Annotated in this window: 25 protein-coding genes, 1 other RNA gene and 2 pseudogenes; 11 read left to right on the forward strand and 17 right to left on the reverse strand. The window is 64.8% G+C overall.

Features of this window, described 5'->3' with window-relative positions:
- Window positions 1-18 precede the first annotated feature (18 nt).
- Both NTH_RS08565 and NTH_RS08570 read right to left on the reverse strand, forming a co-directional pair.
- The gene (locus NTH_RS08565; protein WP_338529628.1) at window positions 19-333 is read right to left on the reverse strand and encodes a SelT/SelW/SelH family protein; all 315 of its coding nucleotides are present in this window, start codon (window positions 331-333) and stop codon (window positions 19-21) included.
- Window positions 333-1,082, reverse strand: a complete 750-nt coding sequence (locus NTH_RS08570; RefSeq protein ID WP_338529629.1) for a YebC/PmpR family DNA-binding transcriptional regulator — start codon at window positions 1,080-1,082, stop codon at window positions 333-335. The genes NTH_RS08565 and NTH_RS08570 overlap by 1 nt, the downstream gene beginning before the upstream one ends.
- Window positions 1,083-1,219: 137 nt before the next feature.
- Between NTH_RS08570 and NTH_RS08575 the strand changes: the two genes are divergently transcribed.
- A complete protein-coding gene (locus NTH_RS08575) occupies window positions 1,220-2,032 on the forward strand; it encodes an MBL fold metallo-hydrolase (RefSeq protein WP_338529630.1) in 813 nt (270 codons plus the stop codon).
- A gap of 42 nt (window positions 2,033-2,074) precedes the next feature.
- Here the strand turns inward: NTH_RS08575 and NTH_RS08580 are convergent, their stop codons facing one another.
- From NTH_RS08580 to ssrS, 4 genes are all read right to left on the reverse strand, one after another.
- Window positions 2,075-2,851 carry a TerC family protein gene (locus NTH_RS08580; protein WP_338529631.1) on the reverse strand — a complete coding sequence of 259 codons (777 nt, stop codon included), beginning with the start codon at window positions 2,849-2,851 and terminating at the stop codon, window positions 2,075-2,077.
- Between the two features lie 63 nt (window positions 2,852-2,914).
- Window positions 2,915-3,739 (reverse strand): TIGR00282 family metallophosphoesterase, encoded by an 825-nt coding sequence (locus NTH_RS08585; protein ID WP_338529632.1) that lies wholly within the window; start codon window positions 3,737-3,739, stop codon window positions 2,915-2,917.
- A 67-nt stretch (window positions 3,740-3,806) separates the two neighbouring features.
- A complete protein-coding gene (locus NTH_RS08590) occupies window positions 3,807-4,394 on the reverse strand; it encodes a 5-formyltetrahydrofolate cyclo-ligase (protein ID WP_338529633.1) in 588 nt (195 codons plus the stop codon).
- A gap of 102 nt (window positions 4,395-4,496) precedes the next feature.
- Window positions 4,497-4,653: non-coding RNA, 6S RNA (ssrS, locus tag NTH_RS08595), on the reverse strand.
- A 119-nt stretch (window positions 4,654-4,772) separates the two neighbouring features.
- Between ssrS and NTH_RS08600 the strand changes: the two genes are divergently transcribed.
- The 3 genes and pseudogenes from NTH_RS08600 to NTH_RS08610 all read left to right on the forward strand — a co-directional run bounded on the left by NTH_RS08600 (window position 4,773) and on the right by NTH_RS08610 (window position 7,407).
- Complete coding sequence (locus NTH_RS08600; RefSeq protein WP_338529634.1) at window positions 4,773-5,612, forward strand: AAA family ATPase; 840 nt, start codon at window positions 4,773-4,775, stop codon at window positions 5,610-5,612.
- Between the two features lie 152 nt (window positions 5,613-5,764).
- A complete protein-coding gene (locus NTH_RS08605) occupies window positions 5,765-6,211 on the forward strand; it encodes a GNAT family N-acetyltransferase (protein ID WP_338529635.1) in 447 nt (148 codons plus the stop codon).
- 6 nt (window positions 6,212-6,217) lie between these two features.
- Window positions 6,218-7,407 (forward strand): annotated as a pseudogene (locus NTH_RS08610) (vWA domain-containing protein).
- 20 nt (window positions 7,408-7,427) lie between these two features.
- Here NTH_RS08610 and NTH_RS08615 read toward each other — a convergent pair.
- The 6 genes from NTH_RS08615 to hemC all read right to left on the reverse strand — a co-directional run bounded on the left by NTH_RS08615 (window position 7,428) and on the right by hemC (window position 13,741).
- Window positions 7,428-8,222 (reverse strand): glutamine amidotransferase, encoded by a 795-nt coding sequence (locus NTH_RS08615; RefSeq protein ID WP_338529636.1) that lies wholly within the window; start codon window positions 8,220-8,222, stop codon window positions 7,428-7,430.
- Window positions 8,219-8,692 (reverse strand): TerB family tellurite resistance protein, encoded by a 474-nt coding sequence (locus NTH_RS08620; protein WP_338529637.1) that lies wholly within the window; start codon window positions 8,690-8,692, stop codon window positions 8,219-8,221. The genes NTH_RS08615 and NTH_RS08620 overlap by 4 nt, the downstream gene beginning before the upstream one ends.
- Window positions 8,693-8,818: 126 nt before the next feature.
- The gene (locus tag NTH_RS08625) at window positions 8,819-10,504 is read right to left on the reverse strand and encodes a heme biosynthesis protein HemY (protein WP_338529638.1); all 1,686 of its coding nucleotides are present in this window, start codon (window positions 10,502-10,504) and stop codon (window positions 8,819-8,821) included.
- Between the two features lie 10 nt (window positions 10,505-10,514).
- A complete protein-coding gene (locus NTH_RS08630; protein WP_338529639.1) occupies window positions 10,515-11,942 on the reverse strand; it encodes a COG4223 family protein in 1,428 nt (475 codons plus the stop codon).
- Window positions 11,943-12,098: 156 nt separating this feature from the next.
- Complete coding sequence (locus NTH_RS08635; protein WP_338529640.1) at window positions 12,099-12,812, reverse strand: uroporphyrinogen-III synthase; 714 nt, start codon at window positions 12,810-12,812, stop codon at window positions 12,099-12,101.
- The gene (hemC, locus tag NTH_RS08640; RefSeq protein WP_338529641.1) at window positions 12,812-13,741 is read right to left on the reverse strand and encodes a hydroxymethylbilane synthase; all 930 of its coding nucleotides are present in this window, start codon (window positions 13,739-13,741) and stop codon (window positions 12,812-12,814) included. The genes NTH_RS08635 and hemC overlap by 1 nt, the downstream gene beginning before the upstream one ends.
- A 150-nt stretch (window positions 13,742-13,891) precedes the next feature.
- Between hemC and tsaD the strand changes: the two genes are divergently transcribed.
- Genes tsaD through NTH_RS08665 form a run of 5 tightly spaced genes read left to right on the forward strand, consistent with a single transcriptional unit; the run spans window position 13,892 to window position 17,367 of the window.
- On the forward strand, window positions 13,892-14,977 hold the full coding sequence (gene tsaD, locus NTH_RS08645; RefSeq protein WP_338529642.1) for a tRNA (adenosine(37)-N6)-threonylcarbamoyltransferase complex transferase subunit TsaD: 1,086 nt from the start codon (window positions 13,892-13,894) through the stop codon (window positions 14,975-14,977).
- Window positions 14,974-15,975, forward strand: a complete 1,002-nt coding sequence (locus NTH_RS08650; RefSeq protein WP_338529643.1) for an NAD(P)H-dependent glycerol-3-phosphate dehydrogenase — start codon at window positions 14,974-14,976, stop codon at window positions 15,973-15,975. The genes tsaD and NTH_RS08650 overlap by 4 nt, the downstream gene beginning before the upstream one ends.
- Before the next feature lie 12 nt (window positions 15,976-15,987).
- Entirely contained in the window at window positions 15,988-16,284 is a 297-nt protein-coding gene (locus tag NTH_RS08655; RefSeq protein ID WP_338529644.1) for a YciI-like protein, read from the forward strand.
- Window position 16,285: 1 nt separating this feature from the next.
- Entirely contained in the window at window positions 16,286-16,720 is a 435-nt protein-coding gene (locus NTH_RS08660) for an EVE domain-containing protein (protein WP_338529645.1), read from the forward strand.
- The gene (locus tag NTH_RS08665) at window positions 16,666-17,367 is read left to right on the forward strand and encodes a class I SAM-dependent methyltransferase (protein ID WP_422392366.1); all 702 of its coding nucleotides are present in this window, start codon (window positions 16,666-16,668) and stop codon (window positions 17,365-17,367) included. Before NTH_RS08660 ends, NTH_RS08665 begins: the two co-directional genes overlap by 55 nt.
- A gap of 135 nt (window positions 17,368-17,502) precedes the next feature.
- Here the strand turns inward: NTH_RS08665 and NTH_RS08670 are convergent, their stop codons facing one another.
- The 5 genes from NTH_RS08670 to NTH_RS08690 form a co-directional block, all read right to left on the reverse strand.
- Window positions 17,503-18,147: a septation protein A gene (locus NTH_RS08670; protein WP_338529647.1), complete on the reverse strand. Its 645-nt coding sequence runs from the start codon at window positions 18,145-18,147 to the stop codon at window positions 17,503-17,505.
- A complete protein-coding gene (gene ftsY, locus NTH_RS08675; protein WP_338529648.1) occupies window positions 18,148-19,839 on the reverse strand; it encodes a signal recognition particle-docking protein FtsY in 1,692 nt (563 codons plus the stop codon). It lies immediately after the preceding gene.
- A gap of 6 nt (window positions 19,840-19,845) precedes the next feature.
- Complete coding sequence (gene mtaB / locus NTH_RS08680) at window positions 19,846-21,129, reverse strand: tRNA (N(6)-L-threonylcarbamoyladenosine(37)-C(2))-methylthiotransferase MtaB (RefSeq protein WP_338529649.1); 1,284 nt, start codon at window positions 21,127-21,129, stop codon at window positions 19,846-19,848.
- Window positions 21,129-22,010, reverse strand: coding sequence for a diaminopimelate epimerase (dapF, locus tag NTH_RS08685; RefSeq protein WP_338529650.1), 882 nt, complete (start codon window positions 22,008-22,010; stop codon window positions 21,129-21,131). The genes mtaB and dapF overlap by 1 nt, the downstream gene beginning before the upstream one ends.
- Window positions 22,011-22,082: 72 nt before the next feature.
- Entirely contained in the window at window positions 22,083-22,244 is a 162-nt protein-coding gene (locus tag NTH_RS08690) for a DUF1328 family protein (protein ID WP_338529651.1), read from the reverse strand.
- Window positions 22,245-22,490: 246 nt separating this feature from the next.
- Here NTH_RS08690 and NTH_RS08695 point away from each other — a divergent pair.
- Together NTH_RS08695 and zapE are read left to right on the forward strand one after the other, a co-directional pair.
- A pseudogene (locus NTH_RS08695) lies at window positions 22,491-23,035 on the forward strand (protease inhibitor Inh/omp19 family protein).
- Between the two features lie 67 nt (window positions 23,036-23,102).
- Window positions 23,103-24,284: a cell division protein ZapE gene (gene zapE, locus NTH_RS08700; protein ID WP_338529652.1), complete on the forward strand. Its 1,182-nt coding sequence runs from the start codon at window positions 23,103-23,105 to the stop codon at window positions 24,282-24,284.
- Window positions 24,285-24,293: the final 9 nt, after the last annotated feature.

Below are 24,293 nucleotides of genomic sequence, written 5' to 3' on the forward strand. Positions count from 1 at the left end.
GGGCTTTTTTGCTTCAGGTCAGGGCCTGTCTATATGCCCCAGCGCGCGGTCGGGATCGACGCGGTCGCGCACCATCTGCTTCAGCGCTTTCACATCGGGGAAGCCTTCGTCGCGCTTGCGATCCCAGATCAGTTCGCCGTCGCATTCGATCTTGAAGATGCCGCCTGTTCCAGGCTTCAGCGTCACCTCGGAAAGCTCGAACGAAAAGGTCGACAGCAGCTCCTGCGCCATCCATCCCGCCCGCAGCATCCAGTTGCACTGCGCGCAGTAGGTAATGACCACCTTGTGGCCGCCCATGCCGGGTGCAATCGGCTTGTCCGATGTCTCGGCCATCAGGCAGCGCTCAGCTTGGCAAGCGTCTCGTCGTCGACCTCGAAATTGGCATAGACATTCTGCACGTCGTCGTCGTCCTCCAGCGTCGCGATCAGCTTGAGGATCGACTGCGCGCGGTCTTCGTCCACAGGCGTGCCCGTTTGCGGCTTCCAGATCGCCTTGACCGATTCGGCCTCGCCCAGCGACTTCTCCAGCGCCGTCGTCACGTCGCCTATGTCCTCGAAGGCACAGATGATCACGTGTCCGTTCTCGTCCGACTGCACGTCTTCCGCGCCGGCCTCGATCGCCGCTTCCATCACCTTCTCGGCATCGCCGGCGCTGGCCGGATAGATGATCTCGCCCACCCGGTCGAACATGAAGGAGACGGAACCGGTCTCCCCCATGGAGCCGCCGGCCTTGGTGAAGGCGGCGCGTACATTCGACGCGGAGCGGTTGCGGTTGTCGGTCAGCGCCTCGACGATGACGGCCACGCCGCCGGGGCCATAGCCCTCGTAGCGTACCTCTTCGTAGTTTTCCGAATCGCCGCCGGACGCCTTCTTGATGGCGCGTTCGATATTGTCCTTCGGCATGGACTGGGCCTTGGCGTTCTGCACGGCAAGGCGCAGGCGGGGGTTCATGTCGGGATCGGGCAGGCCAGCCTTTGCGGCAACCGTTATCTCGCGCGCCAGCTTTGAAAACATCTTTGAGCGGGCAGCGTCCTGACGGCCCTTGCGGTGCATGATGTTCTTGAATTGGGAATGGCCGGCCATGGGGCTCCTTCAAGCGTTCGTCCGAGATTTCCAGATTGGGGCGCCTTATAGTGAAATTGCCGGACAACGTCCAGCAGGGCCGGTCGCGCGAGCCGGCGGAATGGGTTATCATCTTCCTTCCATGAAGGGAGATGCCCATGCCTGCCTTCCGTCTCGTCATGCTGCTGCTGACTTTTTCGCTGGCGCCCCTGGTGGCGTCGGTATCGTTCGCCGCCGCCCAGCAGACGCGGCCCAGCACCTGTCTCGCCATGGCCCAGTCTTTGCCCTCGGTGACATTCGCCAGCTTCCAGACCGCGGCCACCGGCGATGACGTCATCATCACCTATGCCGGGCACTCGACCTACCTCATCGAGACGCCGGCCGGCGTCACCATCGCCACGGACTTTTCCGGCGCCTACGGTGCCGAGCCGCCGCCGCGCGTGGTCACCATGAACAAGGCCCATTCCACCCATTTCACGCTGAGCCCCCTGCCCGAGGTGGAGCATGTGCTTTTCGGCTGGAACCCGGAAGGCGGCAAGGCAGAACACTCGCTCCTCGTGGACGACGTCTACATCCGCAACGTCACGACCGACATAAACCGCTACGGCACGTTCGAGGCCGACGCCAATTCGATCTTCATCTTCGAGGTGGCGGGCCTGTGCATCGGTCATCTCGGCCATCTGCACCACCGGCTGACCGACGAGCACTATGCGGCGATCGGACGGCTGGACGTGGTGATGGTGCCGATCGACGGCGGCATGACCATGTCGCTCGACGGGATGAGCGAAATAACGCGGAGGCTGTCCTCCTCGATCGTCCTGCCCATGCACCGGCACGCGACGCCGTTGAGCGCCTTCACCGGCCGGATGGGCGACGGCTTCGACATAGACTTCCGCGAAGGCCGCTCGCTCACGGTCTCCCTCACCAGCCTGCCTCGAAGGCCGACCATCATTGTGCTGGACGGGGTCTGACCATCATTGTGCTGGACGGGGCGTCGGCGAGACTGCGAAAGCCTACTCTCCGCCCGATTGCCGCGCCAGCAGTTCCTTGTCCCGCGCGCGCTTGCGCCGCGCCATCATGTTGAGGCTCTCGACCAGCGCCGAGAAGCCCATGGCTGCGTAGATATAGCCCTTGGGGACGTGAAAGCCGAAGCCGTCGGCGATCAACGTCATGCCGATCATCAGCAGGAAGCCCAGCGCCAGCATGACCACGGTCGGGTTGTGCGCGATGAAGCGCGACAGCGGCTCGGCGGCGATAAGCATGACCGTAACGGCGGAGATGACCGCGATGAACATGATCGCGATCTCGTCCGTCATGCCCACGGCAGTGATGATGGAATCGATCGAGAACACGAGGTCGAGCATCAATATCTGGACGATGGCCGCGCCCATGCCCATGGTCACCCGGCCGCCTATCATATTTTCCTTGTCATCCACCGGGTCGACAGAATGGTGGATCTCCTTGGTCGCCTTCCACACGAGAAAGAGGCCGCCGGCTATGAGAATGAGGTCACGCCACGAGAAGCCGTGGCCGAACAACTCGAACAGCGGGTCGGTAAGCTGTACAATGATCGAGATCGTGCCGAGCAGTGCCAGCCGCAGAACCAGCGCCGCGCCGATGCCCAGCCTGCGCGCGCGCTTCTGATGCTCCTGGGGCAGCTTGTTGGTAAGGATCGAGATGAAGATCAGATTGTCGATGCCGAGAACGATCTCCAGCACCACCAGCGTGACCAGCGCCACCCAGGCTTCCGGGCGAGAGACGAAGTCGAAATACCCGGCAAGCCATTCCATGATTGTCGCCCCGCAGCAAAAGGATCAAAATTCACGAACAGGTAGAACGGAGGATCAGCCGCGTCAACGCCAGAAGGCGGGCAACGTCTCTTCCAGCCGGGGGCCGAGCCGGAGCGGCGCGATCTTCTCGGTAAGGCCCGTCCGATCGGATATCTCGACGCCCAGGCCGCAGATCGTAGCCGGCCCCTGCGCCGCCTCGAACCGCCCCTTCGGCACCTTGGTGGTGAAGCGGTTGAGAGGCTCCTCCTTGTCCATGCCGAGCGAGGAATCATAGTCGCCGCACATGCCGGCATCCGACAAATAGCCCGTGCCGCCGTTCAGGATCTGGTGATCGGCGGTCGGCTGATGCGTGTGCGTGCCGACGACCACGCTCGCCCGCCCGTCCACGAAATGGCCGAAGCACATCTTCTCCGACGTCGCTTCCGCATGGAAATCGATGATCACCGCATCCGCCTGCTCGCCGAGCGGACAGGCCGCAAGCAGCTCTTCCGCGCAGGCGAAGGGATCGTCGAGATCCGGCTGCATGAAGACGCGGCCCATGATGTTAGCAACCAGCACCCGCGCGCCGTTCTTCGCCATGTAGACGCCCGAGCCGTTCCCCGCCGCCCCCTTCGGAAAATTGGCCGGCCGCAGGAACCGCTCCTCGCGGGGAGCGAAGGACAGCGCCTCGCGCTGATCCCAGACGTGATTACCCGTCGTCACCACGTCGGCCCCCGCTGCAAGCGTATTCTGAAAAATCTCTTCGGTGATGCCGAAGCCGCCCGCCGCGTTTTCGCCGTTCACGACAACGAAATCGAGCCGCAGGTCGGTAATCAGGCCGGGGAGCTTTTCCCACACCGCCGTGCGCCCCGAGCGGCCCACCATATCGCCTAGAAACAAGAATCTCATGGCCGCCTTCTACAGCATCGATCCGGAAATCGGAATCGCTTTTCGATCCGCGATCACGACCGCGCCCTCAACCGGGTGTGAACCGGCGCAGGCCGCTTTCGGTCAGGATTTCGGGGATGATGACGTCGTGCGGCTCCTCCGGGACTTCCGCCACCTCCTGCACGTCGAAGGCGATACCGACCAGCCGCGGCGACCGGCCGGCAGCGTGGATGCGCGCAATTGCCCGGTCGTAGTAACCGGCGCCATAGCCGATGCGGTGGCCGCGTGCATCGAATGCGGCCAGCGGCACCAGCATCAGGTCAGGCGTCAGCTCCTGCGCTTCCGATCCCGGCCCCTGCGTGCCGAAACCCATGTCCAGCATGGGAGCGCCACGCACCATCTCGCGGAAGATGATGGTTGTCCTGTCGAGGATCGCCGGCAGGCAAAGCCGCGCCCCACGGTCGCGCAGCGCCGCCATGAGCGGCCGCGTATCGACCTCCGACCGCATTGGCCAGAAGCCAGACACGACGCCGCCCGTTCCGGGCGCAAGCACGTCCGCCTGCTGGGCAAGGTTCAGCGACGCCTCAATGCGCCAGATTTCATCCAGCGCATCGCGGCGGGCGAGCGCTTCGAGGCGCAGCTTCTTTTTGAGATCGCGTTTGGTGATGAGAGTCATTGCCGCACGATAGGCAACCCGAAACCCAAGTGAAACCCCGCCGGCGACTGCGGCTGCGCTTCTTGCGACTTGGAACCGTTTTCGGTGCAATGAAAAGGAAAGATGCGATCCACGGCAACCGATGGAATGCTCGATCCCGGGAACCTACAAAGTAGGTGGGCGCCGTATGGCCAAGCCCACGGGCGAGACCAGGGACAGCTCCCTTAAGGATCGTTAAGGCCCCGGGGAATTGGATTCCTGTCGTGAGGCGCAGACCGCTCAGCCAATATAGTCCTGCGCGCTGCAATCCACCAGTGGGAAGGCACGCCTTGCGCGCACTATTTTCGATCAATAGTTTCTCCGGACGAAAACCGGCAGAATCCCGTGAAGGAAAGACATATGCGATTTGAAGGCACGGCGCGCTATGTCGCCGACAAGGACCTGATGGTGGCCGTCAATGCCGCCATCCGGCTGGAGCGCCCGCTTCTCGTGAAGGGCGAGCCCGGCACCGGCAAAACCGAACTTGCGCGCCAAGTGGCCGGCGCGCTGGACCTCGAACTGATCGAGTGGCACGTGAAGTCCACCACCCGCGCCCAGCAGGGCCTTTACGAATACGACGCGGTATCCCGCCTGCGCGACAGTCAACTCGGCGACGAGCGCTTCAACGACATCCGCAACTATATCAAGCGCGGCAAGTTGTGGGACGCCTTTGCGTCGGACAAGAAGGTCGTGCTCTTGATCGACGAGATCGACAAGGCCGACATCGAATTTCCCAACGACCTTCTGCAGGAGCTCGATAGGAACGAATTCTTCGTCTACGAGACCGGCGAGACGATACGAGCGCAGAACCGGCCCATCGTCATCATCACCTCCAACAACGAGAAGGAACTGCCCGATGCCTTTCTGCGCCGCTGCTTCTTCCACTATATCCGCTTCCCCGAGGCGGAAACGCTGTCGCAGATCGTCGAGGTGCACTACCCGGGCATCAAGCAGCGCCTGGTCTCGGCAGCGCTCAGCCGCTTCTACGAAGTTCGCGAAGTGCCGGGCCTGAAGAAAAAGCCATCCACTTCCGAGGCGCTCGATTGGATCCGCCTGCTGGTCGCCGACGACATCGAGCCCGAGGACCTTCGCGCCGACGCCAAGAACGCTCTGCCCAAGCTGCACGGAGCCCTGCTCAAGAACGAGCAGGATGTGCACCTGTTCGAGAAACTGGCGTTCATGGCGCGGCGGCAGGGCTGAGCTTCTGCCCAAGGACGGACAGCGCATTCTTGCTCTCTGGACCGTTGGCGCCGCCAACACGGTCTGGCATGGATCCCCGATGGACCCCGAGGATCTTCGCCGCAAGCCGGCCGCGGCGAGCGACGTCCAAGCCGCAGAATGGGAGAAAAGCCATGTCCAACATCACCATCCGCCCGCTCGAACCCGCCGATCAGCCTGAATGGCGGCGCATGTGGACGGCTTATCTGGAGTTCTACAAAACCAGCGTGCCGGAAGACGTCTACGCCACCACTTGGGCGCGGCTCTTCGACGACGGCGAGTATGAGCCGAGCGGCCTGATTGCGCTGATCGACGGCAAGCCGGTGGGTCTCGTCCATTACATGTTCCATCGCACCTGCTGGGCGACCGGCAACAACTGCTATCTGCAGGACCTTTATGCCGACCCGGAAATCCGCGGCAAGGGCGTCGGCCGGGCGCTCATCGAGGCGGTCTACGAGAAAGCCGACGAGGCAGGCGCCGCCAATGTCTACTGGATGACCCAGGATTTCAACGAAACCGCCCGCAAGCTCTATGATCGCATCGCCAGGCTGACCCCCTTCATCAAATATCAGCGAGCCTGACAAGCCATGTTCATCCCCTTCTTCCTCGAGCTGAAAGCCGCGCGCGTGCCCGTTTCGCTGCGCGAATATCTTTCGCTGCTGGAGGGGATGGAGGCCGATCTCGTCTCCTATGACGTCGAGGCGTTCTATTATCTGGCACGCGCCGCGATGGTGAAGGACGAGCGGTATATCGATCGTTTCGACCGGGTTTTCGCCCATGTCTTCCGTGGGGTCGAAGCCGTTTCCGGCGAAGGTGCCGTCGATGTGGCGGATCTGCCTGACGAGTGGCTGCGCAGGCTTGCCGAAAAGCATCTCTCCGAGGAGGAGAAGAAGCTGGTTGAAAGTCTCGGCGGCTTCGACAAGCTGATGGAGACGCTGAAAAAGCGGCTCGAAGAGCAGAAGGGCCGCCACCAGGGTGGCAGCAAATGGATCGGTACCGCCGGCACCTCGCCCTTCGGCGCTTATGGCTATAACCCCGAAGGTGTGCGCATTGGCCAGCACGAAAGCCGCCATCGCCGCGCGGTGAGGGTCTGGGACAAGCGCGAGTTCAGGAATTTCGACGACACCGTGGAGCTCGGCACCCGCAATATCAAGGTGGCGCTCAAGCGGCTGCGCCGCTGGGTGCGGGAGGGCGCTCACGAGGAATTCGACCTTCCAGGCACCATCCGCTCGACGGCCGAGCACGGCTATCTGGACGTGAAAACACGGCCCGAAAGGCGCAATGCGGTGAAGCTTTTGATGTTCTTCGATGTCGGCGGCTCCATGGACGACCATGTGAAGATCGTCGAGGAACTTTTCTCGGCCGCCCGGATGGAATTCCGCCACATGGAGTATTTCTACTTCCACAACTGCCTCTATGAAGGCGTGTGGAAAGACAATCGGCGCAGGCACGCGAAGTGCTGCCGACCTACGATGTGCTGCACCGATACGGGCCGGACTACAAGGTCATCTTCGTCGGGGATGCCTCCATGAGCCCCTACGAGCTCGCCTATCCCGGCGGCGCGGTCGAGCATTGGAACGAGGAGCCGGGCGCCCTCTGGCTGTCGCGCGTCGTCGAGCACTGGCCGCACGCCGTCTGGCTGAACCCGGTACGCGAGGCGCATTGGGGCTTTACCCATTCTGTTCGCATGATACGCGACATTTTCGGCGACCGCATGTTTCCGCTCACCCTGGCCGGGCTCGAGGCTGCAACGAAGGAACTGTCGCGCAGCCGTTGAGCGGCAACGGCGGAATGCACCTACGCCACGCCGCGCTTGCCCACCTTCCGGTGATGGAGCGGCTTCTGCCCGACGCGCCGGATGTCGGGAGCAGCGCCCGCCGCCTCCCCGCCGAACACGATGTGCAGGAACTCGATCAGCCACTGCCTCAGATGCCGATCCCAGATATATCGCCCGCCCAGATGATCGCGGCCGGGCTGTGCGCCGGGCAACACGAAGCGGTGCGCGCCGCGCACCACCCACCGCTGCATCATCACGCGCGTGAGTTCCGCATGAAACTGCACGCCCCAGGCGTTCTCGCCATAGCGGAACGCCTGGTTGGGATAGTGATCCGCGGTTGCAAGGAGCTTCGCGCCCTTTGGCAGCGAAAACCCCTCGCGATGGAATTGATAGACCATTTCCGGCCAGTGCATAAGTTGGCGGCCCTCGGTCGTAGCGCGGAGCGGATACCAGCCTATCTCCACCAGCCCGTCATCATGGCCCTTTACCTCGCCGCCAAGCTGGTTGACCAGCATCTGGGCGCCCAGGCAAATGCCGAGAAACGGCTTGTTCTCCTTGAGCGGAACGGAGATCCAGTCGGTCTCGCGCTGGACGAACTCGTCGCGGTCATTCGCGCTCATCGGCCCGCCGAACACGACGGCACCGGCGTGCTCTGCAAGCGTTTCCGGCAAGGGGTCTCCGAGGGGCGGCCGACGGATGTCGAGGGAAAAACCGGATGCCTCCAGCAACTGCCCCACCCGGCCCGGGCTCGACATTTCCTGGTGCAGGACGATCAGTATCCTGCCGCTATCACCCCCGCCACGACCGTCGGTCATTCCGCTCCCTTGCCGATCCCCGCGTTCTCCTGCACCCGCTGACGCATCAGCACCCGCGTCCTGGTATCGACGCCGATCAGTTCGGCGACGCGCCAGACGAGATTATCCTCAAGCTCGTGCAATTCGCCATCGGCAAAGACGATTTCCCACATCAGGCGCACGAACTCGCCCCGCGCCTCCTCGCCTAGGTGGCGCTTCAGCACGCTGGTGAAAACATAGAGGTCGACTGCATCGGCCTCCGCCTCCTCACCGGCCTTCAGCAGCGCCTTCAGCTCCGAACCGCTCACGCCATAGGTGCGCGAGAGCGTCTCCTTCAGCCGCTTCTTCTCGTTCTCGCTGCGCTCGCCGTCGGCGGCCATCACATGGATCAGCAACGCCGCCGCCGCCACCCTCGGATCGTCCGCATCGGGGCCGCGCGCAGCCTCGCCGGCGGGCAGGTCTTTCAGGAAAGCAAGGATACGCTCGAACATCACGGGCTCAGGAATCACGATGGGAACAGGTTAGACCCGGCTTTTGCACATGCGAGGGCCGTTTGGAAAACAAATCGACCAAGTGCTCCATGGTTCCGCAAACCTGTTTCCCGGACGCAACACCGCTCAGAACAGCCGGAAGCGGGTGCCGTCCTTCTCATCCTCCTCGTCATCAACACCCGGATCGTCCGGCACCGGCGGCCGCAACCGCGCCTCGTCCCCCTCGGCCTCGGAAAGGCGCGCAAGTTCCTCGGTCGTTTTGTCGTTGCCGGCGGCGCTCCGTGAGGCAGGCGGGGCCGCCGGTTCTTTGCGCTTTCCAGCCGGGCCCGCGCGTTCCGCCGGGGTCGAGGGGTCCTCGGCTTTGCCGTTGACCGCGGTCTTCGGCGCAGCCTCCGGCTCTTCCGACACCGGTTCCACATCGATCGCCACCGTCTCTATGTCGGCAGCCTCCTCTTGCGGGCTGCGCTCGGACTGCAGTGCCGGCAGGGCGGCAAGCGCCTCCTCCGCCTCCACGACCTGACCCAGCCGCTCTACCGGTGCGCGCCACTCCACGGCATCGATGCGTCCGGTCACCGGCGAAACAGGCGCCCAGCGCTCCAGTGCCTGACCATCCGCCACCCAGGCGGAATCGCGCGGCGCACGCACCGCCTTGGCCAGCCAGTGCCGCACGCGCCCCTGATCACCGGTCTCCGCCTCCTCTATGTCGGCCAGGAGGAGGAACGCGCCCTCGCGCGGCTGCAGCCTGACGGCCGCCTCCGCCGCCGCACGCGCTTCCTTGTATTCGCCGGCATCCAGCGCTGCCCGACCGACGGCCAGTTCGGATTCCACATTGTTGGGCCGAAGCTTCTTCAGCTTCTTCGCTCGCGCCAGCCGGTCATGGGTCGAATCGCCGGGCCGGGCATGCACATAGACGTCGGCCAGCTCGGGATGCGGCTGCTTCTTCCACACGGTCTCCAGCACTTTGGCGCCCTTGCGCAGATCGCCGAGCCGATAGAACGCCCGTGCCGCCGTCACGGCGGCAGGCACGAAGTCGGGCTGCAGCCGATGGGCCTCCGTCGCCGCAGTCTTCGCGCCGGTTGGATCGGTGTCAAGCATTTCCATGGCTTTGGCGGTTAGAAGCACGGCCCGGCGGCGGGCGATGGCCTCGCGCTCAGCCTGCCTCGTCCCCTTCTGCGCCTCGACAAGCGCCAGTGCGCCCTGCCAGTCCCCTTCCTCGGCCCGTGCTTCCAGCGTGGCTTCGGCCGCCCACTGAAGCTGCGGCGCCTGGTGCGCGGCTTCCGAGGCATAGTGGCGGGCGGCTTCCCGTTCGCCCAGCCTTTCTGCCTCGAGATAAAGGCCGCGAAGGCCCACAAGTCGCGTCTCGGGATCGTCCGCCATGGCGGCGAACTTCTCGCGCGCCGCCTCGTGGTCGCCTTCCAGCAAGGCTGCCTGCGCGTCGAGCAGATGAATAAGCGGTTCCTGTTCAGCCGAGATGAGCTTTGAGGCCTGCTTGCCCATACGCCGGGCAAGGCCGCCGTCGCCCGCACCGGCGGCGATCATGCCGGTCGACAGCGCCTGATATCCCCGGTCCCTCCGGCGCACGCGAAAGTAGCGCGCGACGGCGTAGGGGCTATTCCAGATGCTCCGGATCAGCCACCAGACGATCATCACTGCCGCCACGACGGCCACGACGAGGACCGCGGCGACCATCAGCGTCACCTCGTAGCGATATCCGCCGAAGGTGACGACAAGTTCGCCGGGCCTTTCGGCCAGCCAGGCAAAGCCGAGGCCGAGCAGGAAGACGACCGCGATATAGAACAGGACTCGAAACATCAGCGCTTCCTCAAGCAGGCTTCAGCGCGCTGGAAAGCGCATTTTCTAGGATATCGTCTGCCGCCTGGCGCGCCCTCAGCTTTTCGGCGAACGGCGCGGCGGCTTCCTTGGCTTCCGGCGGCAGCGTCTCATATTCGGCCAGCGCCTTCTCAAGGTCGCCGGCCTGCACCGCCGCCTCCATCCGCGCGGCGATCGCTTCCGCGCTTTCGCCCTCCACCTCGCCGACCGGGCGCACCTCGATCGCCGAGCGCGCGCTCGCCATCAAGCGATCGAGGAGACCTGCCGAAGGGTCGGCTCCGCGGCCTTGGGCAGCGATGGCGGAGGCGACTTCAGGCGCCTCCGCGGCCAGTTCTGCGCGGGTGGGAATACCGAATTCTGAGTAGGGCCGCAGCGGGTCGAGCTGCGAGGCATCGGGAGCCAGGGCTGAATAGGTTTCAAGCTCGGAGGCATAGGGCTCGCCACGCTCGACGGCCGACCTTAGCGCGGAAGCCGCGACCACCAGCGCAAGCCTCGGCCCCTCGTCATCTGCGGCCACCTGCTCGGACAGCGATTCCAGCCGCTGCCCCAGCGTCTCGACGGCCGCATTATTGGCATCCGCCGTCTGCCGGATCTCTTCGAGCATGCCCTGCATCTGCGAGACACTTTGCTCAAGTCCGGCGACCTGTTCGGCGATTTCTCCGCCAGCATTGCCCTGCGCAGCGCTTGCGGACAGCACAGCAACCTGCTCTTCCATCTCCTCAAGCCGCATCTGCAGAGCCTGTAGGCCGCCATTCTCGCCAGCTTCGCCGGACGAAACGGTCTCGCGCAGGGAAGCGACCTCCGAGGCAAGCTGCTCGATGCGCTGCAGGGGCTGGGCCAGCGCCTCCTGAACGGCGCTGCCGTCGACGGCGCCCTGCGCCGGCGCAGCACGCAAATCCTCCAGATCCGCACGCAGGGCGCTTACCTCCTGCTGCAGGCTTTCAGTCGCCGGATCCGGCGCTTCGTCCTCTGGACTCGGAACGGGCAGCACGTTCGCCCATTGCAGCCCGGCGGCGAGCACCAGCGCGATCACGCCGCCCGCCACGCCGGCCGCAAGCGCGCGACCCGCCCCGCCGGAAGGCGGTTCTGCGTTGGCGCGGGGCGGCGCGGTTGGCCCGCTGCCACCGGCGGATCCAGCAGCACGCGTTTCCTTGCTGGACGTGTCCTGCGGCTTTTCTGCGGGGCCGCGGCCGAATTTTCCCGGCTCGGCTTTGGTCGTCGGCTCGTCCCTTACATGGTTCTCCGACGCGGATTTGCCGTCGTCGGAGGCCCTTTCGGGTGCTTCGGTTTCCGCCGCCTGCTGCTTTCCGGGCGCGGTGTCGCCCGCGTCCTTATCCCGCTTGACCGCGTCCGGTTCCAGATCGATCGTCACCGGCTCCTTGGAGGATTTCGAATGACGGGTCCTCGGCGTTTTGACCATCAGGCAGCTCCGCTGGAGTTTCGTGCGCACATTGGGCGGCGCTGCACCCTTCCTAGGACATGACCCCTCAAATGTGAAGGAAATGGTACCGCTTTCGGTTCCCTTCGAGCACCGCGCTTCATCTTCTTGTTTTCCGGTATCCGGCAATCGCGGGCGCTATCGCGAAACGTGGCTGCCCAACAGCGACAGCATCGCATCCTCGTTCGGCTGGGGGGCGACGAGACAGGCTTCGCGCGGAACGGCGCCGAGCGCATCGGCAACGCGCTGCGCAATGCATATGAAACGGGTGCTTGCCGTTCTCCGCCCGATGGGCCCGTTCTGCGCCAGAAGGGAAGCCGCAAAACGCGAATGAACAAGCACGAAATCCGGCGGCCCTTCGTCCAACAGCCTTTCGACATCCGCCTCCGACAGCGGTTTCACGAGCGTGTCGTAAGTCTCGACAACAAGCGAACGGAGCCCGGCCGCCGACAATCCCGCCTCAAGCGCATCGCGCCGCACCCGGCCGGATAGGACCAGCACGCTGCCACCGCGCGGTGCCTTCTCCGCCAGGAGGCGGGCAAGGCCTGCCGCATCGCCAGGTTGCCCCGGCATGACGTGCAGTCCGGCCTCCCGCGCCTGTTGCGCAGTTCTCCGGCCGACTGCGAACGCCGGCAGCCCATCCAGCCGGGCAAGCAGGTCCGCCGGCGCGTGGCGCACCGCATTGGCGCTGGTGATGGCCACGGCGTCGAAGCCGGGCAGGTCGGGAGCTTCCACCGGCAGCGTCCGTATCTCGGTCAGCGGCAGCACAAGAGGCTGATGGCCCAGCGCTTCCAGCCGCGCCGCCGTTTCCGAGGCACCCGGCTCAGGCCGCGTAACGAGGATCCGCGCCACTAGTCCCAACTGTCGAAGAATTGGGCGCCCGCCTTGTCGCGTATGCGCTTGCCGGCATCGGCACCGATCTCGGCCGCCTCCGCCGCCCTGCCTTCTCCGCCGATTTCATGGCTCAGGCGGCCGTCCGGCGTCAGGATTAGACCGGAAAAGGAAATGCGGCCACCTTCCACCTTCGCCAGACCAGCAATCGGCGTGCGGCATGAACCGTCGAGCACCGCCAGGAAGGCGCGTTCGCAGGTCAGTGCCGCGCCCGTTTCCTCGTGGTGGATGGCCTCCAGCATGGATCGGATGCGCCCGTCATCGGAACGGCTTTCGATACAGATCGCCCCCTGCCCGAGCGCCGGCGGGAAGATTTCCGGATCCATGATCGCGGTCGCGACGTGCTCCATCACCAGCCTCTTCAGGCCGGCAAGCGCCAACAGCGTGCCGTCAGCAAGGCCCTCTTCCAGCTTCCTCAGCCGCGTCTGCACGTTGCCGCGGAACATGCCGACCTCCAGGTCGGGCCGCATGCGCAGCACCAGCGCCTGGCGGCGCAGCGACGAGGTGCCCAGCCTGGCGCCCTCGGGAAGTTCTCCGATTGCCTCGACCGAGCGCCCGATAAAGGCGTCCCGCACGTCCTCGCGCTCCAGGAAAGCCGTGATCTCCAGCCCTTCGGGCAGAACGGTCGGCATGTCCTTGGAGGAATGCACGGCCAGATCAATGCGGCCGTCGAGCAGCGCTTCCTCGATTTCCTTGGTGAAAAGCCCCTTGCCGCCAGCTTCCGACAACGGACGGTCCTGAATGCGGTCGCCCGATGTCGAGATGACGACGATCTCGAAAGCGTCTTCCGGCAGGCTGTGTGCCGCCATCAGCCGGGCGCGCGTTTCGGCCGCCTGGGCCTGCGCCAACAGGCTGCCCCGTGTACCGATGCGAATGAGATCAGTTTGCATACCGTCATGTCCGTGCTAACCGCACTGCCGGTATTGACGTGCGGCCCTTCTCCCTATCGCAGGAGAGGCGGTCGCGGCAACTTAAGCAGGTTACTCAAAAGTGTTCCACGTTTTTGCGGAACCTGCGGCAACAAGGGCGAAACCGACCATATGACGCGCGTGCTGGGTATCGAGACGAGTTGCGACGAGACGGCGGCCGCCGTCGTCACGCGCAATGCCGACGGCAGGCCGCAGATCCTCGCGAGTATTGTGTTGAGCCAGATCGAGGAGCACGCTGCCTTTGGCGGCGTCGTGCCGGAGATTGCCGCCCGCGCCCATGTGGAGGCGCTGGACGGCGTCATCGAGGCGGCATTGCGGAAAGCCGGGCTGACTCTGAAGGAGATGGACGCCATCGCTGCCACCGCCGGACCCGGCCTTATCGGCGGGCTCATCGTCGGCCTGACAACCGCCAGAGCCATAGCCGCGGCGACCGGCAAGGCGCTCATCCCGGTCAACCATCTGGAAGGCCACGCGCTCACGCCCCGGCTGACCGACGGGCTGCCGTTTCCTTATCTCCTGCTCCTCGTCTCGGGCGGTCACACGCAGATCGTTCATGTGGCAGGTATCGGCCACTATCAGCGCTGGGCAAGCACCATCGACGACGCGCTGGGAGAAGCGTTCGACAAGACCGCCAAGCTTCTGGGCCTGCCCTATCCCGGCGGTCCCAATGTCGAAAAGGCCGCGCAGGGCGGCGATCCCCGTCGCTTTGCCTTTCCCCGTCCCCTGAGGGGCGAAGCCCGTCCGGACTTCTCCTTTTCCGGCCTCAAGACCGCCGTGCGCCGCGCTGCGAGCGAACTGGCGCCGCTTTCCCCAAAGGACGTCAGCGACATCTGCGCCTCGTTCCAGAAGGCGGTCACCGAAACGCTGGCGGACCGCGTTGCCCGCAGCCTGGAACGTTTTCGCACCCTCCATCCTTCTGACAGTGAGCCGGCACTGGTCGTCGCAGGCGGCGTCGCCGCCAACGGGGCGATCCGGGCCGCTCTGGAAGAACTGTGCACGGACAAAGGCTTCCGTCTCGTCGCCGCGCCGCTCGAACTGTGTGGCGACAATGCGGCCATGATCGCCTGGGCCGGGCTGGAGCGCCTTGAAGCCGGCATCGTGGAAGATGCGGCGTCCTTCGCGCCGAGGCCGCGCTGGCCGCTGGACAAGACGACGAGTCCGCTCTTCGGCGGCGGCAAGCGTGGAGCGAAGGCATGAGCAAGATGAGGCGTATCGCCGTCCTTGGCGCCGGCGCGTGGGGCACGGCGCTTGGGCTGACCATGCAACGCGCAGGCCATGCGGTGACGCTGTGGGCCCGCGACCCGCAGCTGGCGCATGAAATCTCGACCCTCAACACCAATACGCGCTACCTGCCGGGCATCGAGCTCGGGCCGGGGCTGCCGGCGACGTCGGATTTCGCCGAGGCGCTGGACGAGGCCGATTGCGTACTCGCCGTGACGCCGGCGCAAACGCTGCGCGAGGTATTGGCCGCGATCCAATCCGTCATGGGGTCCGCCGTCAAGCCCGACGCGGCCCTCGTCCTGTGCGCCAAGGGTATCGAGCGCGACACCGGCCGGTTGATGTCGGAAATCGCCGCTGAAATGCTCCCGAAAAACCCGACTGCCGCGCTTTCCGGCCCGAGCTTCGCCGCCGAAGTCGCGCGCGGCCTGCCCACAGCCGTGACCGTCGCGGCAAAGGACGCCGCACTTGCCGCCCGCCTTGCCGAAACGCTGTCCGCCCCGCATTTCCGCTGTTACTCCACCGATGACTTGATCGGCGTCGAAATAGGCGGCGCGCTCAAGAACGTCTTGGCGATCGCCGCAGGTGCGACCGATGGCGCCGGCCTCGGCGCCAGCGCCGTCGCCGCCATCATCACGCGCGGCTTTGTGGAATTGCGGCGCATCGCCCGTTCCTTCGGCGGCCGGGACGAGACGCTGATGGGGCTTTCGGGCCTTGGCGACCTCGTCCTTACCTGTTCCTCGGCGCAGTCGCGCAATTACGCCTATGGGCTGGCGCTCGGCAGGGGCGAAAGCCTCGATAACCGGCCGCTTGCCGAAGGCGCGCTTACGGCCAATATTGCGGCGCGCATCGTTGCGGACCGCGGGCTTTATGCGCCTATCATCCGCTCCGTCACAGACCTGCTTGAAGGCCGGCTGACGGTCGAGGCCGCCATGAGGACGCTGCTGTCGCGTCCCTTGAAGCATGAAGAAACCTGAGGAGGCACCGCATTGATCTTCGCCATCATCTGCCAGGATAAACCTGCCCATCTCCAGGTCCGCCTGGACGTCCGCCCCGACCACGTGGCCTATCTCAATGTGCTGAACGAAAAGGGAGCGCTGAAATTCGCCGGTCCTTTCCTGGACAAGGACCAACAACCCTGTGGCAGCCTGCTGGCGGTCGAGGCCGCCGATATGGCGGCCGCGGAGGCCATCGCCGCCGCCGACCCCTATGCTCATGCGGGGCTCTTTGCCTCCGTCGAAATCCGTCCGTGGAACTGGGTCTTTAATAAGCCGGAGAATGCGTGACATGGCCTACTGGCTGTTCAAGTCCGAGCCCAATGCCTGGTCGTGGGAAGACCAGAAGCGCAAGGGAGAAGCCGGCGAGGAATGGACCGGCGTGCGCAACTACCAGGCCCGCAACAATATGCGCGAAATGAAGATTGGCGATCTCGGCTTCTTCTATCACTCGGTCAAGGAGACGAGCGTGGTCGGCGTGGTCGAGGTCTGCAACACCGTCCACCCGGATTCGACCACCGACGATCCGCGCTGGGAGTGCGTCGACATCCGCGCCGTGGCGGACATTCCCCGACCCGTGACTCTGGCCGATATCAAGGCCAACCCTCGTCTGTCCGACATGGTGCTGGTGAACAATTCCCGGCTTTCGGTGCAGCCCGTCAGCGAGCAGGAATGGCGCGAGATCTGCCGCATGGGCGGCCTGAAGGAAGCGCCGAAAAGCGCATGATCAGCGCCGGTGCGGCGGAGACCTTCATCCGGGCGAACACGACGCTCGCCGCCCCGCCGCATGTGCCCGAAATCCGGCTCCATCTGGCAGATGAAGCGCACGATCTGTGGCAGCGGACCGAGGTGGAGTTGCAGGAACTCGGCCTGCCGCCGCCATTCTGGGCCTTTGCCTGGGCGGGCGGGCAGGGTCTTGCCCGGCACCTGCTGGACCATCCCGAATATGTGCGCGGCAAGCGCGTGCTCGATTTCGCTACCGGCTCCGGCCTTGTCGCCATCGCAGCCGCGATGGCCGGCGCCAGCGAGGTGCTGGCGGCCGACACCGATCCCTTTTCCGCCAGCGCATGCCGGCTCAATATGGCCGCAAACGGCGTGCGGTTCGACATAGCCGGGCACGACGTGGTCGGCGACAAGGTCGAGGCCGATGTCGTGCTCGCCGGAGACGTGTTCTACGACAAGGCGCTGGCCGCGCGGATTATTCCCTGGTTCCAGGCGCTTGCCGGCCGTCGCATCGCCGTGCTCGTCGGCGATCCGGGTCGCGCCTATCTGCCCAGGGAATGTCTGCGCCGGCTCGCCGAGTATGAGGTGCCGGTCACGCACGCGCTGGAGGACGCAGAAGTGAAACGCACCATCGTCTGGCAATTCGCTTGAACCCGGATGGGGTTTCGTGGGCACAGCTGAGAGCAGCACGATACATGACACAAGCGCCGGTGCTGCCTCTCATCGGCCTGCTGCACCTCCTCCCGGCAAACGGCGAGAAGGAGGATGGAAGCCGGCGCCGGCTTCCTACTTCGCCTGCCCTTCCACCGAATGGCGCATGATGAGCGGCATCTGGCTCATCGTGAAGATGATGGTTATGGGCATGATCCCCCACACCTTAAACGCCACCCAGGCGTCCGTCGAGAAAGACCGCCAGACGATTTCGTTGACGACAGCCAGGAAGATGAAGAACAGCCCCCAGCGCAGCGTCAGCTTGCGCCACCCCTCCGCGTCGAGCTTGAACGCCGAATCGAACACATAGCCGAGCAGCGATTTGCCGAAAGCGAGCCCGCCGAGGAGGACGATGCCGAACAGCGTGTTGACGATGGTCGGCTTCATCTTGATGAAGATCTCGCTGTGGAGATAAAGCGTCAGCGCGCCGAAGACGAACACCACCACGCCGGAAACGAGCGGCATGATCGGCAGCGTGCGGGTAAGCAGCCAGGAGGCGGAAAGGGCGATTGCCGTCGCGGCCATGAACAGGGCGGTGGCAATGAACAACGGCCCGCCCAGCGCACCCAGCGCCGGAAAGCGTTCGGCAATCCACTCACCCCGCGCATTGGCGAAGAAGAAGACCATGAGCGGCCCAAGTTCCAGCGCCAGCTTGAGCAGCGGGTTGACCTCCTTACGCTTGGGGTCGGAAGGGTCGCGTTCGAAGATTCGCTGGTTCACTCAGTGCACTCCCGCGATCGCCTTGGCGAAATCGCTTGCAGAAAAGGGTTCGAGATCGTCGACACCTTCGCCGACGCCGATGAAATAGACTGGCAGCTTGTGCTTGGCGGCAATGGAGACGAGGATGCCGCCCCGCGCCGTCCCGTCCAGCTTGGTCATCACCAGCCCGTTGACGCCGGCAATATTGCGGAAGATTTCGACCTGATTAAGGGCGTTCTGGCCGGTGGTGGCATCCACCGTCTGCAGCACCGTATGCGGCGCTTCGGGATCGTGCTTGCCGAGCACGCGAACGATCTTTTCAAGCTCCGACATCAACTCGGCCTTGTTCTGGAGCCGGCCGGCCGTATCGATGATGAGAACGTCCGAGCCGGCCTCCTTCGCCTTCTCGTACGCATCCCAGGCAAGGCCCGCCGCATCCGCGCCGAGCTTCGAGGCGACCACCGGCGATCCCGTGCGCTCGCCCCATATATTGAGCTGTTCGATGGCGGCAGCCCTGAACGTGTCGCCGGCGCCCAGCGTGACCGTGAGCCCGCCCGCCGTCAGCTTGGCCGCAAGCTTGCCGATGGTCGTGGTCTTGCCGGTTCCGTTGACGCCCACGACGAGAACCACATGCGGCTTGTGTGAAAGGTCGAGCTCCAGCGGCACGGCGACGGGCGCCAGCACCTTCTCGATCTCCTCGGCCATCACGGCCTGCACTTCTGCGCCGGATACGTCCTTGCCGTAACGGCCCGATGCCAGCGCGTCCGTCACCCGCATCGCCGTCTCGAGCCCGAGATCGGCGCGCAGCAGCACGTCCTCGAGGTCCTGCAGCGTATCCTCGTCCAGCTTTCGTTTGAGAAAGATGCCGGAAATATTGTCGCGCAGTTCCTTCGAGGAGCGGGAAAGCCCTTCACGCAACCGCTGGAACCACGGCTTCTTCGGCTCCGTTGCGGGCGCGGCAGCGGCTTCTTCCTTGCGCCGCTCCACGGCCTTGGCGACGGTCACCCTGGCGCGTTCTTCTGCCTCCACGGGCAAGGGCGGCGGCGTAGCGACCGTCTCCCTTCTCCCCGCCTGCGGAAAGGCGCCGGCAGGCGGATGAGTAGCAGCGCCATCGGTTTCAGACTCAGGCGCTTCCTTGGCCGCGTCATCCACGGCCGGTGCGACATCCTCAGCCTCGCGGGGCCTCTGACCCTCAGGCGCCGGCGTTGCGCTGGGTTCTTCTGGCTCTGGCTCTGGCTCTGGCTCTGGCTCTGGCTCTGGCTCTGGCTCTGGCTCTGGCTCTGGCTCTGGCTCTGGCTCTGGCTCTGGCTCTGGCTCTGGCTCTGGCTCTGGCTCTGGCTCTGGCTCTGGCTCTGGCTCTGGCTCTGGCTCTGGCTCTGGCTCTGGCTCTGGCTCTGGCTCTGGCTCTGGCTCTGGCTCTGGCTCTGGCTCTGGCTCTGGCTCTGGCTCTGGCTCTGGCTCTGGCTCTGGCTCTGGCTCTGGCTCTGGCTCTGGCTCTGGCTCTGGCTCTGGCTCTGGCTCTGGCTCTGGCTCTGGCTCTGGCTCTGGCTCTGGAACGATCTCAGGCGGGGCGGCGGGTTCCGTCAAGCCATCTGGCGCCGCCGGCTCTGTTCCCGCTGCCTCAGTCGTCTCGTCCTGCCGATCCTCGGGCCTTTCCTCCTCCACCCTGTTCTTTCCGAAGGTGAAGACCTTTTTGATGAATCCGAATGCCATGCCTGCCTATGCTGCCTCCACAGCCAGCGGCGCGGCCAGAAGCCGCTCCCCGTCATGGCCAGTGATCCGCGCTTCGATGATGTCGCCTGGGCCGCCGGCATCGATAGCCGCCAGCGTAAAGCCTTCCGTGCGGCCAAGCCCTTCGCGCTCCACGAGGATGCGCTGCCGGCTGCCGGCAAGAGAGGAGAGATGACGGCGGTAGGTCTCGTCCCCCACCGCACGCAGTCTCGCCGCGCGCTCCTTCACGAGCCCGCGGTCGAGTTGCGGCATGCGCGCCGCAGGCGTCCCCTCGCGCGGGGAGAACGGGAAAACATGCAGATGCGTCAGCCCGCATTCAGCAACGATCCGCAGCGAGTTCTCGAACATTTCCTCCGTCTCGGTCGGGAAGCCCGCGATAATGTCAGCGCCGAACACGGCGTCGGGGCGCAGGGCCCGCACTTCCTCGCAGAAGGCTATGCTGTCGGCGCGCAAGTGCCGGCGCTTCATCCGCTTCAGGATCATGTCGTCGCCATGCTGGAGCGACAGATGCAGATGCGGCATCAGCCGCTCCTCCTCGGCCAGCGCCGCCATCAGGTCGCCGTCCGCCTCGATGGAATCGATGGACGAAAGACGCAGCCGGCGCAGTTCCGGCACTTCACGCAGGATCGTCCGCACGAGTCGCCCGAGCTTCGGCGCCCCCGGTAGGTCAGCGCCGAAACTGGTGAGGTCGACGCCGGTCAGCACCACTTCCGCATAGCCGTTCTCGACAAGCCGGCGCACCTGGTCGACCACCGCGCCCATGGGCACCGAGCGCGAATTGCCGCGCCCATAGGGGATGATGCAGAAGGTACAGCGATGGTCGCAACCATTCTGCACCTGCACGAAGGCGCGCGCACGGCCCTCGATGGCGTCGACCATGTGGGAGGCGGTCTCCCGTACCTCCATGATGTCGTTGACGCGCACCTTTTCAAAACGGTTGACGCCGAAATCCGGCAGGGCGCGGTAACTGCGAGCCTTCAGCTTTTCCTCGTTGCCGAGAACGAGGTCCACCTCGTCCATGGCGCCGAAAGTGCCGGGCTCGGTCTGCGCCGCGCAGCCGGTGACGATGATGCGCGCCTGCGGATTGTCGCGCCTGGCCTTGCGGATCGCCTGGCGCGCCTGGCGCACCGCTTCGCCGGTGACGGCGCAGGTGTTGATGACGATTGCTCCGCCCTCGATCGCATCCAGCCCGGCTTCGCCGGCCTCGCGCTTGATGACTTCCGACTCATAGGCGTTGAGGCGGCAGCCGAATGTCACGACGTCTACGCCCATCAGGCGGCCCCCTCGGTCTCGCGCAGCCATGCGCCGGTCGCGGGATCGAACCGGCCGGAAAATTCCCATTCGGCCGGCCCGGTCATGATCACGTGGTCGTCGTCGCGCCAGTGGATCGCCAGCGGTCCGCCGGGAACGTTGACCGTCACCTGGCGGTCCGTGCGGCCGGTGCGCGCGGCACAGACGGCGGCCGCGCAAGCCGCCGAACCGCAGGCCCGCGTCAGCCCCGCGCCCCGCTCCCACGTCCGCAGATGGATGCTGTCGCGCGCGGTGACGTGGCCAACCGAGATGTTGGCTCGTTCGGGAAAGATGGGATGGTTCTCGAGCAAAGGCCCGAACCGTTCGAGATCATAGCCGTTGACGTCGCCATCGACCCAGAAGATCGCATGCGGATTGCCCATTGAGACGACGGACGGCGAATGCAGCGCCGGGTCGTCGATCGGCCCCACCTGCAATTCGATCATGCGTGTATCGCGAAACTCTTCCGCAAGCGGAATATCCTGCCAGCCGAAGCGTGGCCTGCCCATATCGACTGAGATCGTCCCGTCCTGGTGCTCCTCCGCATTGAGTATTCCGGCGACGGTCTGGAAGGTGAACAGCTTCTGGCCCGTCTCCGCTGCCAGTGCCTGCACCACGCAACGCATGCCGTTGCCGCAGGCCTGGGCATGGGACCCGTCGGAGTTGAGTATCTCTATATAGTTGTGGGTTCCGGCAAGCTTCGGCTCGTGGATTGCCATGATCTGGTCGAAACGCGTGGCAGGATCGGCATTGAGCGCGCGGGCGGCGGCGGCGGAAACCCGGTCCGTCCGGCCACGCATGTCGGCAACAATGATCTCGTTGCCGAGCCCGTTCATCTTCGCAAATTGCGCCAATTCCGCCATGGGCTCCAATCCCTGCTGGATATGGCGCCTATATGGCGGATCATGGCCGGAATTACCAGACGATGCGGAGGATCAGGCTATGGCGATGATACCGAGAACTGCCAGCAGGAACAGCACGAGCACGATGCCGATGAGTATCTTGACGCCGGTCATGGCAACCCCTGCCACGCTGTTGAGGCCAAGAAGCCCCGCGACGGCGGCGATAATCAGCAAAATCAGAATCCATTCAAGCATAGGGAAAATCCTCTCCACGAATATTGTCGCTGGCCCTGCTAAACGAAAAATCGAGCCACAGGTTCCCTCCGAGAGCCGCTTGTCCCCGGCCAACGGAACCACCACACGTTGAAAAGACTTATCGAAACTGGTTCTTAACCATGTATGTATGTGATAATTTCCGATCCTCGCCATCGTTGACCGTTAGGTGGGAAGCTCGCGAACTTAAATGCTGGGACGGTGCGCCCGGCGCCGACGGAGAAGGCAATGCCGCAGTCAAAGACGTTCATATTCGCCGCCTCGCTCATGACGCTCGCGCTGGCGGGCTGTCAGTCCGGGCGGTTGAACCCCATGCAGTCGAGCGCGCCGGCGCCCTTGGCGGCAGCGCCCGCCGGCACGGTGATGTCGAGCCAATTGCCGCCGCCGGCGCAGGCGACTTCGCCCAGCGAGTTTCCGGAGCCGCCGAGCGACGGCAGTACGGAGATGGCCGCATTGGATCCCGCCGGTCAGGCTGCGGCCGCCGCCGCAGCGCCCGAGATAACGGCCGGTTCCGTCGCGGGCGTGTGGAGCGTGACCGTAGCGGGCGAGAATTGCCGCGTGGCCACCCCCAGACGAAATTCGGCCAGGGTTTCCGTGCCGGGCCGCTGCGTTGCCCCGCACCCTTGGACAGTGTCAAATCGTGGAACGTGGCCGGCAACCAGCTGGCCTTTTACGATGAGAGCGGCCAGGTGCTCGCCAGGCTCTACTCGACCGGGTCGGAGAATTTCAGCGGCCAGACGACGAACGGCCAGCCGATTTCCCTGAGCCGCTAGAAAGACGGTGCGCCCGTGACACGGGCGCACCTTTCCGCTTTGCCCATCGCCACCGCCCGGTAATCCCATGTCCCTGCGCGACGGACTAGCAACACACCAGACCGTCGCCGAGCGATACGCCCATCTGGTCGAGAGGGGCAAGATCGCTCGCGATCCGGCCCAGGAGGAAATCGCTGCTGCGCTGGACCGCCTGCGCGAGCGCATCGACGAACGGCGCCTGGCCCGCAAGTCGAGCGCGCTGGGTTGGCTCTTCGCCAAACGGCGCAACCACCGGGCCGGCGTCACCGGCCTCTACATTCATGGCGGTGTCGGGCGCGGCAAGACGATGCTCATGGACATGTTCTACGAGATGCTGCCGGTGCGCGGAAAACGCCGCGCCCATTTCAACGATTTCATGGCCGATGTGCACGACCGCATCGCCAGCCACCGGGCCGCGCTGAAGAACGGCGATACCAAAGAGGCCGATCCGATAGCGCCGGTCGCGGCCGCGCTGGCGCGGGAAGCGTGGGTCCTGTGCTTCGATGAGTTCTCGGTGACGGACATTGCCGATGCGATGATCCTGTCCCGGCTTTTCCAGGCACTGTTCGCCGAGGGCGTCGTGCTGGTCGCCACCTCCAATGTCGCGCCCGACGATCTTTATCGGGACGGGCTCAACCGCGGCCTGTTCCTGCCCTTCATCGACATATTGAAACAGCACACGAAAGTGCTGCACCTTGATGAAGGAGCAGACTACCGGCTCGAGAAGCTCAACCGCCTGCCGGTCTATATAACGCCGCTCGGAGCCGAGGCCGACCGGCTGATGAATGAGGCCTGGGAAGCCATCGCCGCCGGCAAGGCGGCGGAAAGACAGACGATCGCATTGAAGGGGCGGCATATTGAGATACCCATGGCCGCAGGCTCGGCCGCACGGTTCAGCTTCGATGATCTGTGCCGCCAGCCGCTAGGCGCACGCGACTTCCTTGCCATTGCCAAGCGCTACAAGACGATCTTCATCGACGGCATTCCGGTCATGGCGGGCGCCCATCGCAACGAGGTCAAGCGGTTCATCCTGCTGATCGACACGCTCTACGACCAGCGGGTCCGCCTGATCGTCTCCGCCGAAGCACCCCCGGCGGAACTCTATGCGAGCACGAGAGGCACCGAAGCCTTCGAGTTCGACCGCACGGCGTCGCGCCTCATAGAAATGCAGAGTCGCGACTGGCAGCACAAGACGCAAGAGGCCGGAGCTGACGAGACCAGGCAGAAATAGTTGACGTTT

The organism is Nitratireductor thuwali (assembly GCF_036621415.1).
Taxonomy (GTDB): domain Bacteria; phylum Pseudomonadota; class Alphaproteobacteria; order Rhizobiales; family Rhizobiaceae; genus Chelativorans; species Chelativorans thuwali.